Annotated in this window: 14 protein-coding genes; 2 read left to right on the top strand and 12 right to left on the bottom strand. The window is 45.8% G+C overall.

Annotation, left to right across the window (positions count from 1 at the left end; translation table 11 throughout):
* Positions 1 to 381 precede the first annotated feature (381 nt).
* From LAY57_RS03560 to LAY57_RS03605, 10 genes are all read right to left on the bottom strand, one after another.
* On the bottom strand, positions 382 to 1440 hold the full coding sequence (locus tag LAY57_RS03560) for an LOG family protein (RefSeq protein ID WP_249064920.1): 1059 nt from the start codon (positions 1438 to 1440) through the stop codon (positions 382 to 384).
* Between the two features lie 269 nt (positions 1441 to 1709).
* The gene (gene trxA, locus LAY57_RS03565; protein WP_249064921.1) at positions 1710 to 2033 is read right to left on the bottom strand and encodes a thioredoxin; all 324 of its coding nucleotides are present in this window, start codon (positions 2031 to 2033) and stop codon (positions 1710 to 1712) included.
* A gap of 271 nt (positions 2034 to 2304) precedes the next feature.
* Positions 2305 to 3468, bottom strand: coding sequence for a GuaB3 family IMP dehydrogenase-related protein (locus LAY57_RS03570; protein WP_249064922.1), 1164 nt, complete (start codon positions 3466 to 3468; stop codon positions 2305 to 2307).
* Positions 3469 to 3640: 172 nt separating this feature from the next.
* Complete coding sequence (locus LAY57_RS03575) at positions 3641 to 3808, bottom strand: hypothetical protein (protein WP_249064923.1); 168 nt, start codon at positions 3806 to 3808, stop codon at positions 3641 to 3643.
* A gap of 185 nt (positions 3809 to 3993) precedes the next feature.
* Positions 3994 to 4392, bottom strand: coding sequence for a DUF4279 domain-containing protein (locus LAY57_RS03580; protein ID WP_249064924.1), 399 nt, complete (start codon positions 4390 to 4392; stop codon positions 3994 to 3996).
* Positions 4393 to 4416: 24 nt separating this feature from the next.
* On the bottom strand, positions 4417 to 4656 hold the full coding sequence (locus tag LAY57_RS03585) for a polymorphic toxin type 33 domain-containing protein (RefSeq protein ID WP_249064925.1): 240 nt from the start codon (positions 4654 to 4656) through the stop codon (positions 4417 to 4419).
* 50 nt (positions 4657 to 4706) lie between these two features.
* On the bottom strand, positions 4707 to 5414 hold the full coding sequence (locus tag LAY57_RS03590) for a Uma2 family endonuclease (RefSeq protein WP_249064926.1): 708 nt from the start codon (positions 5412 to 5414) through the stop codon (positions 4707 to 4709).
* Between the two features lie 38 nt (positions 5415 to 5452).
* Positions 5453 to 6160, bottom strand: coding sequence for a Uma2 family endonuclease (locus tag LAY57_RS03595; RefSeq protein ID WP_249064927.1), 708 nt, complete (start codon positions 6158 to 6160; stop codon positions 5453 to 5455).
* A 141-nt stretch (positions 6161 to 6301) separates the two neighbouring features.
* Complete coding sequence (locus tag LAY57_RS03600) at positions 6302 to 8362, bottom strand: SPFH domain-containing protein (RefSeq protein ID WP_249064928.1); 2061 nt, start codon at positions 8360 to 8362, stop codon at positions 6302 to 6304.
* A gap of 63 nt (positions 8363 to 8425) precedes the next feature.
* Positions 8426 to 9145 (bottom strand): OB-fold-containig protein, encoded by a 720-nt coding sequence (locus LAY57_RS03605; protein ID WP_249064929.1) that lies wholly within the window; start codon positions 9143 to 9145, stop codon positions 8426 to 8428.
* Between the two features lie 132 nt (positions 9146 to 9277).
* Here LAY57_RS03605 and LAY57_RS03610 point away from each other — a divergent pair, with 132 nt between their 5' ends.
* Positions 9278 to 9649: a VOC family protein gene (locus LAY57_RS03610; RefSeq protein WP_249064930.1), complete on the top strand. Its 372-nt coding sequence runs from the start codon at positions 9278 to 9280 to the stop codon at positions 9647 to 9649.
* Between the two features lie 37 nt (positions 9650 to 9686).
* Here LAY57_RS03610 and LAY57_RS03615 read toward each other — a convergent pair whose 3' ends face one another.
* Both LAY57_RS03615 and LAY57_RS03620 read right to left on the bottom strand, forming a co-directional pair.
* A complete protein-coding gene (locus LAY57_RS03615; protein ID WP_249064931.1) occupies positions 9687 to 10073 on the bottom strand; it encodes a hypothetical protein in 387 nt (128 codons plus the stop codon).
* Between the two features lie 14 nt (positions 10074 to 10087).
* Positions 10088 to 10483 carry a hypothetical protein gene (locus LAY57_RS03620; RefSeq protein ID WP_249064932.1) on the bottom strand — a complete coding sequence of 132 codons (396 nt, stop codon included), beginning with the start codon at positions 10481 to 10483 and terminating at the stop codon, positions 10088 to 10090.
* A gap of 98 nt (positions 10484 to 10581) precedes the next feature.
* Between LAY57_RS03620 and LAY57_RS03625 the strand changes: the two genes are divergently transcribed.
* The gene (locus tag LAY57_RS03625; protein ID WP_249064933.1) at positions 10582 to 13041 is read left to right on the top strand and encodes an endonuclease MutS2; all 2460 of its coding nucleotides are present in this window, start codon (positions 10582 to 10584) and stop codon (positions 13039 to 13041) included.
* The last annotated feature ends 23 nt before the right edge of the window (positions 13042 to 13064 follow it).

Consider the following 13064-nt stretch of genomic DNA (forward strand, 5'->3'; position numbering starts at 1 on the left):
GAGATACTGCCAGATCGGGAATCTAATTTTGCTATGTTTTGGAGCCATAAAGTGAAAGCTATAGAGCTAAATGGAGTAAGATGTTGGCACTCTACATCTATCTTAAGTGCCATTTTAGGGCTTATTGCTATAACTTTGCCAAAATTTACAGCACATTGTCTTGGTGAGGATTGCGGAATATATGGTGCAACTTTTTACATAAGTCTGTAATTTTACTTAAGTATTAGCTCGGCATTGCTACCCAAGACGCTCAGGAAGCAGATTCAACTAGGCAAAATTGTGCAGGTATAGCGAGGGACTAGGGGCTAGGGGCTAGGGTAAGAAAGGTTTATTATCAAGGCTTTCAGGAATTAAGAATGCCTTAATTTTGTACTGGGTAGTTCACTTAAGTTCGGGATGTTCGGCCTCAGACAAGGGAATATTCAACTGGTTAATAGCGGCAATCAGCTGGTATAATCGCCCAAAGTCTCGTTGATTGAAATACAAAGCGAGGCGAGGCAAGTCAAAGGTGTCATCTCCCGCCTCTTGCGGGAAAGCTTTAGTTTTTTCAATCTGTCCTTTAACTAAGATATCGCTGAAATTTTCATTCAACCGCTCCACATCCTCATCTTTGAGTTCGGACTTAAGGCGAATGACAAATTGCTCTTCTACATAGCGACTGGAGTGGTAGACGCGATAAAAACTGGTAATGACTTCGCAGGCTACATCCAAGTTGTCCGTAATTGTGTAGACACTTCGGTCTTCTGGACTTACTAAACCGCGTTGCACTAGATGCTTGTCAATGTATGCGTCCCAGTCTTTCCAGTACTCGCCGCCTGGGCGATCGATCAAAATTAAAGGAACAGGCCCATATCGACCAGTCTGGCAGAGCGTCAAGCACTCAAAAGCTTCGTCTTGGGTGCCGAAACCGCCAGGAAACAGAGCTATGGCATCGCTCTCTCGCAACAGAAACAGCTTGCGCGTGAAAAAGTATTTAAAGTGAATTAATTTGGGGTCACCCATAATGAATGGGTTGGCTTCCTGCTCAAAGGGGAGCTTGATATTCAAGCCAAAGGATTTTTCGGCTCCCGCGCCTTCGTTCCCAGCCTGCATGATACCACCACCACCTCCGGTCATCAGCATAAACCCTAGATCCGTGACGCAACGGGCAAACTCAGCGGCTATCTGGTATTCGGGACTATCCGCTGAGAGGCGAGCTGAGCCAAAGATGGTAACTTTGCGAACGTGCCGATAGGAATAAAATGTCTGGAATCCCCGCTCCAAATCTTGTAAAGAGGCAGTCAGAATCTTCCAGTCCAGGCGATCGATCTCACTCCCAGCGATTCGCAGGAGCGTCCCTAGTGACTGCTCAATCCATTTTTTGTGTTTTAGTGTTGGCAGCCGCTCGATTATCTCCGCCAGGTCTGCTGGGAGATTCTCAAACGAGGGAGTAATTGTCATAATTTTTTTCGCACTGGCGGGTATTTTATCATAGCGATATTCATGCTATCGATCGGGAAATTGCTACATGACGGTAGCAATTCTTTACTAATTGCCTGCTTTTTAGCGCAGTAGTAATTAAAAAGCGCCTTAGACCTTAATCCATCCAAGACGCTGGAAAAACAAAGCTTACTTTGGTTAACATTTTTGGACAACAAGAGATAGGGCGGCCTCACCAGTCGCCCAAATAGAATTACAACAGCCAAGGAGGCTCTAGCAATGGCCCCGGTCTAGAGGTACTTCTCCAAAGTATTTGCCAGCGTAGTTTTGGGAACTGCGCCGACCACCATATCGACCCTCTGACCCGCTTTGAAAATCATCAGGGTGGGAATGCTGCGTATCCCGTACTGGCTGGCTACGTTAGGATTCTCATCGGTGTTAAGTTTGACAACCTTCACCTGACCTTCGTACTGCTGCGCTATTTCATCTACGACTGGCGCAACCATCCGGCAGGGACCGCACCAAGGAGCCCAAAAATCTACTAAAACCGGAACTTCACTTTCAAGTACTTCTTGCTTAAACGTAGCGTCTGTAACTTGTGCGGCTGCTGACATGCCTACAATTCCTTGCTTAAATATTGTCTTTATTTCCTTCGGAATTCTACCATAACAGAAAGAGATCTTCTTTCCGCCTTAAAGGATATACATATTTTAAGGGTTTCTGGTAATAAGGAACCGCCCGAACGTCAGTCCGGGCGGAGTGTGGTGTGAGGAGTGAACGGAAACATGCGTCTCCGCTATTTCTATTGTATGCCACAGATTCGGTTTTTCCAGGGATTTAGCTGGGAGTCATGGAAATTTCCCGAAGTAAATTTGTTAAGTAAATTTACTTACCCATTCCCAGTTGCTGGGCTTTTTGGTAAACTTTGCCTTCGGTTAACAGAGAGGGCGCGATCGCAACTTCGACTTGCTGCATCTCCTTGATATCCTTAGCTCCCAAAGTGCCCATGCTAGTTTTTAATGCCCCTAGTAAGTTATGAGTGCCATCATCAAGTCCCGCTGGCCCCCGGAGGATTTGCTCCAGAGTGCCTGTGCTGCCGACGCGAATGCGAGTGCCGCGTGGTAGGACGGGGCTAGGAGTAGCCATGCCCCAATGATAACCACGTCCGGGTGCTTCTTTGGCTCTGGCAAAGGGTGAGCCAATCATCACGCCGTCTGCGCCGCAAGCAATGCACTTACAGATATCGCCGCCGGTAATTAAACCGCCATCAGCAATAACTGGCACGTAGTTACCAGTTTCTTGAAAATAATCATCCCGTGCGGCGGCACAGTCGGCAACCGCAGTAGCTTGAGGGACACCTATACCCAAGACGCCGCGAGAGGTACAAGCCGCACCGGGGCCAATGCCTACCAATACTCCCGCTGCTCCAGCTTTCATTAAGCTTAGGGTAACTTCGTAGGTGACGCAATTGCCCAAAATTACTGGTATGGGCATTTCTCGACAGAACTGGGCCAAATCTAGTGGCGTTACTGACTCTGGCGAGAGGTAAGCGGTGGAAACTACTGTCGCTTGGACAAAAAATAGATCTGCACCAGCTTTGGCGACGACTGAACCGTATTTAGTTGCGCCTGCGGGTGTGGCGCTTACAGCGGCGATACCACCTTGACTTTTGATTTCCTGGATGCGTTGTTCGATGAGTTCCGGTTTAATCGGTTCTGCATAAAGTTCCTGCATCAGGGCGACGAACTCGTCTTTACCGACTGATGCGATGCGTTCTAAAATCGGTTCGGGGTCAGCGTAGCGGGTTTGGATACCCTCTAAGTTGAGAACGCCTAAAGCTCCTAGTTGTGATAGAAGGACTGCCATGCGGACATCGACTACACCGTCCATCGCGCTGGCAATAATAGGAATTTCTCGCTCTATGCCGCCTATGCGCCAGCGAGTGTCTGCCAAACTGGGATCTAAGGTTCTAGTCCCAGGGACTAGGGCAATTTCATCAATACCGTAAGCTCTGCGAGCGGTTTTGCCGCGCCCAATTTGAATTTCCACGCTCGTACTCGTTCCCAAGACTATTTAAGCTAGGGTATCAAATTGTAACGGGTATGTGATTTGGTGAGGGTAGGTGTTTGGGATTTTTTTAGATGGGGCGGGAAAAGAGCGATCGCATCCTAAACTAGCAGATGGTGAGGTGCGATCGCTCTTTTTCTTCCAGTTATATAGCTTATTCCTCTTCCCCATTTTGGTTGTTTTTGATTAGCAGCAATAGGTAAGCGAGGATAGCTCCACCTGCTAAAATTCCCAAATTTGGGGCAATAATGAACAGACTGACGATAATTTCGGTAATTTCCAGGGCTTTTAGGAAGTATTCAAAGTTTTGTTTGTTCAGCATTGGATTCTCTCTTTTAAGTTGATAATCCAATTTCTAGGTACGTTGTTACGCTTTAGCGCCAGATTTAGCGCTGAAGCGCAACAACGTACCTTTTTTAAGGTGTCAGTTGCATGAAGTAGACCCTAGAAACCCGATTTTTTTTGTACCTGACTCATTGCAATTGCTCTAAGAGTGCGATCGCACTCTTACTCCAGCACATACAAATCTACATCAATTTCTGCCTTCAGTTCGGCGACTTGCTGCATAATACGTTTATCGAAATGAATCGCTGGAACGCTCCCACTCCGATAATAAATTACGCAAGCAAATTCTGCATAATACTGAGAACACACCTCAACCAAAGGTAGCCAACCTGCTTGCAATTGTTCGAGTACTGACTTAACATGATCTTCTAGTTCAGCGGATTTTTCCAGTTTAGAATCAAGTCTCCAGCCATTGTGTTTTTTGCGAATAGTACCCCTGGAAGTAATGAAGTCACCAGTCCTCCACGTTTTAGTGGGAATTATGCCAACTTTTGCCGTAATTTCTTCCGGTTCAAAATCGAGCCCAGTCAATGCGAAATAGGCGTAAATTTCAGATTCCATGCCAATAGTCCTTTATTAAAATTATTAAAAATCATTAATGTTGAGTCCTGTATCCTCACCTGGAACTTGACCCCCTTTAGGTTTAACGTATATGTTCCCATCTCTGTCTTTGTAAAGGTCTTTCTTCGAGGCATTTTCCTCATTTTTAAGGTCATGGATATCTACTCCCGCTCTTTGTAGTTTAGCAATTTCGCCAGGAGTTAGAAGCTTGTCATGTCTCCAGTTTCGCTCCAGTTCGCCTCCCTCTGATTCTATTTCTGTCATGCACCTGCCTATTGCTGCCAAATAGTTACAAATTAGCGCGATCGCACTTTTCAAACTTCCTCCGGTTCAATTCCCAACGCCCTTAATTGTGCCGCCAATCTTTCTGCACGTTCTTCCGCGTGCTGTCTTGCTTCATCAGGCGAAAGATATTTTCTTCCTTCTTCGTCATACCAGAACAACCATTCTCGCGTCCATCCTAGATAGGTTCCCATTTCTCTGCCAATTGCCAAACCTATTTCAGGTATCCAAACGGGTTCACCTGGTTGTTGGATATACACTCCATCAACTAAGCGATATACTTCTAGAGGTTCTCCCCGACGAGTCTGATAGCGATCGGCATCGTAAATTACATAATATAAAATTCGCAATTCTGCATAATCTATCTTTTTCTGTCCGTATTCTTCGCCGTAAGTTTGGGAAATTACTTCTAATACCAAAACTGGTAAAATTCCATTTTCTTCCCACAAAACGTAGCTTAAACGTCCGGTTCTACCTTTGGCGCGAGTTCTGAATCGCTCTACACCTAAACTCAAGAAACCATCAGGAATAATCGGTGCAGGTGGGTTGACATTGCGCTCATGGTAAATTCCCATATCTACGCCAAAAAACCAGTCGGTACGCTCTTGCCAAATTATGCTTAAGATGGCTTTTAATAAGTGCGGAACTAAATCTTGCAGTTCATTGTCCACAGGAGTTTCGTCAGAAGATGGTAATTCTTCCGAGGATGGAAGATATTGCAACGGTTCGTACTGTACCATAATTTCTATTCCCAATTTCTGATTTAATCATTTTATTGTCAATCTTCATCCAATTCTATTCCCAATTCCCTCAATTTCGCTGCCAATTGTTCAGCACGTTGCCTTTGTTGTTCAGCGCGTTGTTCCGCTTGCTGGATTAATTCATCAGGAGAAAGGTATTTTCTCCCATTTTCGTCATACCAAAACAACCACTCTCGCATCCAACCTTTATAAATTCCCGTTTCTCTGCCAATTCCTAAACCTATTTCTGGCATCCACACAGGTTCACCTGTTTGTCGGATATAGTCACCATTGACTAAGCGATGAACTTCAAAAGCATCTCCTCGTCTACTATGATAACGAACCGGCTTATAAATTACATAGTACAAAACTCCCAGTTCGGCATAATCTATTTTCTTTTGTTTGTATTCTCCTCTGTAAGTTTTGGAAACTACTTCTAATACCAAGATTGGTATTACTCCGTTTTCTTGCCAAACGACATAACTTAAACGTCCTTGTTCGCCAACAAAACGATTTACACCTAAACTGAGGAAACCATCAGGAACAATCGCCGGTTCATTGGAAGTGTGGTAAATTGCCATATCGACGCCAAAAAACCAATCTTGGCGATTTGACCAGATTGTTGCCAGAATTGCTAATAATAGGTTGGGGATTAAGTTTTGGAGTTCATTGTCCACAGGGGTTTCGTCAGATTCAAGTAGTTCTTCAGAGGATGGAAGATATTGCTGCGAATTGTACTGTACCATGATTTTCCTCTTTGGGATTTACTGATTATATCTTAAACATTGTGACCATTTTAAATATTTGATACTGAGAGTTTGCAGCAGAGGAAGTAGAACTTCCCGGATTTCGTGACCAGGTTCAACCTGGTCACGAGAAAGCTACTTTTAGGATGTCAATCCTTCTTTATCATCTTTACCAATAGATTTCGGTGCTGTGGAAGGAGTTGACATTGGCGTTACTCGTCGTGATGTAGATGAGTCAGTCATTTGCCGTTTTGCTGCTGTTGGAGTTGATTGTGCTTGCGATGTGTCTGAAACTGATGAATTATGATTGCCATCGTTACTCACCAACTGCTTTACCTGTGCAATTAACGCTCCCAATTTACCCTCATCCAGCAATGTGTTAATTAGTGCTAAACCACTGGTTGATAACAGCAGCTTATTCACATCGGTAGCACCATTACCGTTGTTGCCATTAGCACCTGGAAAAGAGTAAATTCTGGCATCACCTAAAACACCTGGTTGCGGTGCCAAAGCTTGCATAATTTCTGGCAGCTTGTCTGACAGTTCAGGCCAAATTGTGGTAATAATTTTGGCACTTAGGTTAGCGTTGCTGATCGTATTTTCCGCTGATATTTTCGCAGCAACACCTTCCGCTTCTGCTAAAGCTTTATCGCGGTTAGCTTGTGCCAAAGTACGAATAGCTTCGGCTTCCAATTCTGCCGCTTGTTGGGCGATTTCTGCTTGCCTTCTGCGCCGGAAAACATCAATTTCCACGACGTTTTGATCGGAAATACGACGTTCTTGCGCTTCTCTTTCTGCTGCAATAATTGATAGTTGTTTATCGCGTTCTGCTTTTTCAACAGCGCTTGCTGTTGTTACCGATCCTTCTGCTTTGGCTTTTTGTGCTTCAGCGACAAAGCTTTCGCGTTTTTTGTTGGCAACTGCAATAGCAACATCTTCTTGAGCTAGTCGCGCTTCTCGTTCCGACTCAGCTATTTGTACTTGCGCTTTTAGCTTAGCAGCTTCTACTGTTTGCTGACGGGTAATTTCCGCCGTTTCCGCTTCTTGTTTTTGCAGTGCTTGCGCCACTTTGAGTTGTTTATTGCGTTCTTCTAGAGAAATATCTGCCTCAATTTGGCTTTGTTGCACCGATAGTTTCTTGCGAATTTGTTCTTCTTCAACCGACCTGTCTTGCAATATCTTCGTCCGCAGAACTGTAGCAGCTTCGGTGTCTTTTGCACCTTGAATTTCCCGCTCTTTTTGAGCCTTCAATGCTTCTACTTGTAACTGCTGCTCTATTTTGGCAGCTTCTTTCTCTTGGGCAATTTGAAGAGAGCGTTTTTGGGCATCTAGTTCTTTCTGTTCGATTGAAACTTGGGTTGTCAGTTCAACTTCTCGTTTTTGCTGAATCGATTTTTGAATTGTTTCCGTCCGCAGGCGCACCCCTTGAGCATCGAAGAAATTATTGGTGTCGTAGGTATCGCCTTCTTCTATTTCGGAAATGGCGATATTATTCAGGGTTAAACCAACTCGTTTCAAATCGGGTTCAACCAAATTCAATACTTCTTGGGCAAACCCTAACTTATCTGAATCAATTTCTGCCAAATCTTTGGTTTTCGCGGCAGCACGAATGGCATCATCCGCCCGTTTTTCTAAAGCATTTTTAATGTTTTCTGGGGTAATTTTCCCTTGCATAGAAAGTCGAGCCGCAGCAGTCAATACATCTTCGTCAGAAGCTGTGATGCAGACATAAAAGGTAACTCTCATGTCAGCTCTCAAATAGTCTTTGGTGCGAACTGCCAGTTTGCCAGTGCGCTCAACATCAATGGAAATTTCTCTCAGGGGTACGCGGGTGAGTTCGTGAAATCCCGGCAGAACAATACAACCGCCGTTGAGAAATACGGTTTTCTTCTTAATAAAAACGCCGCCAGTTCTGACAAAAGCTTCGTTGGTGGGTGTAATGACATAAACCCGCGTATAAGCCCAAATGCTTAATAGCAGCAATATCACTAAAGCAGCAACGAGTCCGGCGAAGAAGGTAACGCCTCCACCTAATAGATCAACTTGGGCAAGTGTAGGCTGAACGGTTTCTGGATAAAGTGTTTGAGCCATTAAACTTGACCTCGAATCTTTTGAATTCACCTCTGTTTGTAAGGGTGTCGGTGCAACTTCAGCAGCGGCGACAACTGGTAAAGATTGGATGAAAGTTAGCCAAAAAAGCATAGCGATTCAATCCTAATGGGATCTTTTATTTGGGGGTATTTAGTAAAATGGGTATTGGAAACATTACTGGGAAGTTTTGCTTTTGGGGGTGTTTTCTAGCCAACGATCTTGATCGGAACTGTCTTTGACAACGACGAGATAGCTTTGGGGTTGGCGATCGATCACCAAGACTTTTTGGCCCCGGCAAGGGACAACTTTTGCCCATTCGGGTAATGCGGCACTGATGGTGACAAGATTGCGAGCTGAGTCGATCACGTCCACTTGCCCAATTTTGCCTTGGTTTTCGATCGGTATTGTGGCAGAAGTAACTGTGCCGATGCAACCAATCACGCGATCGCTGCTGGCATCCTCTCCAAAGGAAGCAAAGATTTTGCCCATCGGTCGGGCGATCAGGCTACCTGCAAATAAACTAATTACTAGGGCTACTACCGCTACAACTCCTGCTAGAAAACCTTTGGGGATATTGCCTAAGATGCTGGCTAAGCTGACGTTGAGCATCCAGCCAATCAGGCCCAAGAGACTAAAATCTGTAGCTAGTAATAAAATCAGGGGTGCTTTACCAAAACCCAGCCATCCAAGTATTAGCAGTGGGTTAAAGTTAGCGTCGGTATCGGTGTCTGTGTCGAAGTGCAAACCGCCATCGTCTACATCAACATCAACATCGACATCGGCGTCTAAATCGAGGTCATCGTCTCCCCCACCCGAAACAATCACTAATAGGAATAATAAAACTCCCATTATCAAGAAAATCCAGTAGGGCAGGTTGGCTGAGTTAAACAGCATAGGGTGCGTTTGCGTAGCGTGGCGGAGCCAGATTATCTGCCTTCAGTATGAAAGAAAAGAAGGCAGCAAAACTAACTCTAAAGTAACTGCCATACAATGAAATATAGGGAGAAACGTTAAGATTTTTAATCTATGAAGCTGAAACGACTGGGCCACGTGGCTATTTGCGTGCAAGATATCGATCGGGCTGCTGAGTTCTACCAAAACATGGGGATGGAGTTAGTCTGGAAGGATGCTGACTGGGCTTATCTCAAAGCTGGGGAAGATGGTTTGGCGCTCTTAAGTCCCGGCTACGACCAAGCTGGGCCGCATTTTGGGTTTGTTTTTAGCGATCGCACGGAAATTGAAGCCGCCTACGAGCTGCTGAAAGCCCAAGGTGTTAAAGTCAGCCATATCCACGATCATCGAGATGGTACTGCTTCTTTCTACGGTCGCGATCCCGACGGCAATGGTTTTGAGTATCTTTACGAACCTGTAGCGGTTGCTTCTGCTAGCAAGAACTAGCAACGTTTGCTGCTATCAAGAACATCTATAATTAGGTTTACGCGGGCGGACTGAGGATAGTTGTAGCCTCGGCAAGACGGCTGCATTTTTCTCCGTCGTTTTGCCCCTCAATCAGAGAATGGGCTGGGTTTTCTGGCAAAATCGGATCGTGACGCACAGAAAAACCTATAGAACGAGCATCTCCCGCTACCAAAACACCCAGTACAAAATGGTTTTTCCTGTCACCAACGCGATCTAAAGTTTCTTGCGGAGTTGTTAACCTGGCAAGGTCAACAGAAATGCTATTTTCTGGCTTTTTATTCCGCTTGAAAGCAGCAGAGCTAACTTTGCCGGTTTTTGGATTAATATGGGAGTTAATACTAAGTCGCCGATACAGCCGATCGTTGTCTGCAATTTCTTCCAACTCGGCAATTTCTTCCGACATTCTCACCCCTTGACTTAGATAATCAGGACTTGAGATAGCAGGTTCAGCACTTCGTCCAAAGAAACTTGATGTTTTTCCTCAAACTTTCGATTTGTACCCTGTCCTTGTATGAGTACATAGCTGAAATCTCCACCTGGGCCGATTTCAACTTCGATATCTAAGAGCGAACTGCTCCATTCTAGCTGCAAGCCTCCATCGGCAAGCGGTGCCACAAATGATGGAAGTGGTTCTCTAACCTGATTAGAAAGTTGCTCTTTGACAGTAACTAGAATTTCAAAAGCTGCAACCAAGGCAACGGAAGAGACTTGCTCTGCTCCGTATGAATCCCAATCTGGTTCCAGTTGAGCAAGTTGCTTCAGGCGCTCTAAGGTCGGGTTTAATGAAACGTCAGTTAGCGTTGGTTGGGACATGACCTTTGGAATATGCCAAAACGGGGTGTTCTTATTTTATCCTGGGAATTAGAGCGCCTCTCGATCATCACCTTACGTTCAAATCATAATATTAAGCTTTGATTCAATCTGAGACTTTAGAACTACTCGAATGGCCGCGCCTGTGCCAACATTTGTCTACTTTTGCTGCCACTAAGCTGGGAGCGATCGCATCTCGTCATCTCCAAATCCCGCCAACTCAAGATGAGAGCCTGACTTTAATAGCACAAACTAAAGAAGTTTACAAACTCGAAACTCGTCTGACATCAAGCTGGACATTTGATGGAATTTGTGATATAGGAGATGCTTTGGAGCGAGCAGGACTCCAAGGTATTTTGTCTGGAGAAGAGTTGCTGAATATAGCGACGACCCTGGCGGGGACAAGGCAGCTGCGCCGAGTCATCGACAACCAAGAAGATTTGCCCGTCCTGACAGAGCTAGTCGCAGATTTGCGGACTTATCCAGAGCTAGAGCAGGAAATTCACCGCTGTATTGACGATCGCGGCCAAGTAGCAGACAGAGCTAGCACCAAACTCGCTGGAATTCGGCTGCAAATGCGGCAACAGCGAGACAGGATATACCAAGTATTGCAGGGGATTTTGCAGCGACAATCCGGTGCGGTGCAGGAACAGGTGATTACCCAAAGGGGCGATCGCTTTGTGATTCCCGTCAAAGCAACTAGCAAAGATGCCATTCCCGGTATCGTTCACGATTCTTCGATGAGCGGCGTTACCCTTTATGTGGAACCGAATGCAGTCGTGTCGCTAGGGAACCAGATGCGGATGTCGATCCGCCAAGAGCAAGCTGAGGAAGAAACAATTCGCAAAGCTTTGACTGAGCAGGTCGCCGCAGTTCTACCGGATTTGGAGAGGTTGTTGGCGATCGCAACTACATTAGATTTGGCAACTGCTAGAGCGCGTTACAGTTACTGGTTGCAAGCTAATCCACCTAGATTTGTCGATCGCACAGAGGGAGAAACCGTTACCCTACGGCAATTGCGCCATCCTCTACTGGTTTGGCAATATCAGCACGAACAAGGCGCAGCAGTAGTGCCAGTGGATTTACTGATTGGGCCGCAAATTCGAGTAGTAACTATTACCGGCCCCAACACTGGTGGTAAAACGGTTACCCTGAAAACGCTGGGTTTGGCGTCGCTGATGGCGAAAGTGGGTTTATTTGTACCCGCAAGAGAACCTGTAGAATTGCCTTGGTTTGACCAAGTTTTAGCAGATATTGGGGATGAACAATCGTTAGAACAAAGTTTATCTACCTTTTCCGGTCATATTCGCCGCATCAGTCGGATTTTAGAAGCAATTGGAGAAAAGGGAGCAGAGGAGGAGGAAATTCCCAATCCCCAGTCCCCAATCCCCAGTCCCCAATCCCTGGTATTGCTGGATGAAGTTGGCGCAGGTACTGACCCGGCGGAAGGGAGTGCTTTGGCGATCGCACTGTTAAAATATCTGGCAGATTCCGCACAACTCACCATTGCTACCACCCACTTTGGCGAACTCAAGGCGCTGAAATATCAAGACGATCGCTTTGAAAACGCTTCTGTAGAATTTGATGATGTTAGTCTTTCGCCTACTTATCGACTACTTTGGGGAATACCCGGTCGTTCCAACGCACTCGCAATTGCGCGACGCCTGGGACTGAATCAAGAAGTAGTTGAAAACGCCCAAACCTATGTAGGAGAAACTTCCCAAGAAGTAAACGAGGTAATTGCTGGGTTAGAAGCGCAACGCAAACTTCAGGAAACCAAGGCAGAAGAAACAGCGCAAGTGTTGAAACAGGCAGAGCGTTTTTGTCAGGAGGTTTCCCAGAAGGCAGCTGCTTTGCAGGAAAGAGAACGACTGTTGGAACAACAAAAGGAACAGGAAGTGCAGAAAGCGCTTGCTGAAGCTAAAGGTGAAATTGCACAGGTAATTCGTCGCTTGCAACAAGGGCCGATGACGGCTCAAGATGCAGTAGCTGCAACCGAAGCAATCAATCAAATTGCTCAACGTCATTTGCCAAAACCGCCAGCAAAACCCAAACCTGGGTTTATGCCTTCTGAAGGCGATCGCATTCGTATTCCCCGATTGGGACAAACTGCTGAAGTGCTGAGTTCTCCTAACGAAAACGGTCAGCTGACTATCCGGTTTGGGATGATGAAAATGACAGTATCTTTAGAAGATATTGAATCCCTAGATGGTCAGAAACCAGAACTTCCAGCTAAACCGAAACCTGTGGCAGGCGAGACGCCTACCCCACGGGGGAAACAGGCGGTGTCTGTGCAGCAAGAACCCAAACCGGCGATTCGTACATCCCAGAATACTCTCGATATTCGGGGTAGTCGGGTAGCAGATGCAGAAAGCGAGGTTGAACGTGCTATAGGTCAAGCATTAGCATCAGGAGTGCTATGGATAATACACGGTAAGGGTACTGGCAAGCTGCGGGAAGGGGTTCACGAATTCTTAAAGCGGCATCCGCTGGTCGATCGTTTTGAGTTATCGGCCCGATCGGAAGGTGGTGCTGGTGTTACTGTTGTTCACCTCAAGTAACGGGAATTTGAGAATTGCAAATT

It is taken from the genome of Argonema antarcticum A004/B2, assembly GCF_023333585.1.
In the GTDB taxonomy this organism is placed as follows: Bacteria; Cyanobacteriota; Cyanobacteriia; order Cyanobacteriales; family Aerosakkonemataceae; genus Argonema; species Argonema antarcticum.

Bases quoted from the DNA above. Each gene is read 5' to 3' on its own strand.
- LAY57_RS03560 (WP_249064920.1), bottom strand. From the start codon at position 1,440: ATGACAATTACTCCCTCGTTTGAGAATCTCCCAGCAGACCTGGCGGAG.
- trxA (WP_249064921.1), bottom strand. From the start codon at position 2,033: ATGTCAGCAGCCGCACAAGTTACAGACGCTACGTTTAAGCAAGAAGTA.
- LAY57_RS03575 (WP_249064923.1), bottom strand. From the start codon at position 3,808: ATGCTGAACAAACAAAACTTTGAATACTTCCTAAAAGCCCTGGAAATT.
- LAY57_RS03580 (WP_249064924.1), bottom strand. From the start codon at position 4,392: ATGGAATCTGAAATTTACGCCTATTTCGCATTGACTGGGCTCGATTTT.
- LAY57_RS03585 (WP_249064925.1), bottom strand. From the start codon at position 4,656: ATGACAGAAATAGAATCAGAGGGAGGCGAACTGGAGCGAAACTGGAGA.
- LAY57_RS03590 (WP_249064926.1), bottom strand. From the start codon at position 5,414: ATGGTACAGTACGAACCGTTGCAATATCTTCCATCCTCGGAAGAATTA.
- LAY57_RS03595 (WP_249064927.1), bottom strand. From the start codon at position 6,160: ATGGTACAGTACAATTCGCAGCAATATCTTCCATCCTCTGAAGAACTA.
- LAY57_RS03600 (WP_249064928.1), bottom strand. From the start codon at position 8,362: ATGCTTTTTTGGCTAACTTTCATCCAATCTTTACCAGTTGTCGCCGCT.
- LAY57_RS03605 (WP_249064929.1), bottom strand. From the start codon at position 9,145: ATGCTGTTTAACTCAGCCAACCTGCCCTACTGGATTTTCTTGATAATG.
- LAY57_RS03610 (WP_249064930.1), top strand. From the start codon at position 9,278: ATGAAGCTGAAACGACTGGGCCACGTGGCTATTTGCGTGCAAGATATC.
- LAY57_RS03615 (WP_249064931.1), bottom strand. From the start codon at position 10,073: ATGTCGGAAGAAATTGCCGAGTTGGAAGAAATTGCAGACAACGATCGG.
- LAY57_RS03620 (WP_249064932.1), bottom strand. From the start codon at position 10,483: ATGTCCCAACCAACGCTAACTGACGTTTCATTAAACCCGACCTTAGAG.